General features: G+C 70.2%; 1 pseudogene. It reads right to left on the bottom strand.

Annotation, left to right across the window (positions count from 1 at the left end):
* Positions 1–373: pseudogene (locus AC0L2J_RS34785) on the bottom strand (DUF1522 domain-containing protein); the annotation flags it as partial.

Below are 373 nucleotides of genomic sequence, written 5' to 3' on the forward strand. Positions count from 1 at the left end.
TTGCCGTTCACGGTCAGCGTGTCGCCGTCGGCAGGCTGGGCGTTGCCGGACAGGCCGGTTGCGGTGGTGCCGTTGGTGGCGATCAGCGTGATGGTGCCGGTCAGGGCCGTGGTGCCGTCGCCGGCCGTTGCGCCAGTGCTGGCGAACGAGCCGATGGTGGCGCCGAGGGTCGTGCTGCCGCTCGCCGCCGTGGTGCCGCCGGCTGTGCCGCTATACACAACGTTGCTGCTCGCGGTCGCGCTGGCAAAGGAGGTGGTGCCGCGCAGGTCGGCGGCCGTCGCACCCGCGATCGAGGCGGAGACGTTGGACTTGGTGGAGTAGCCGACGGTGGTCTGCAGCGCCTGGTTGGCGATCGACTTCGCAGAGTCGATCA

The organism is Bradyrhizobium sp. MV1.5 (genome assembly GCF_055807615.1).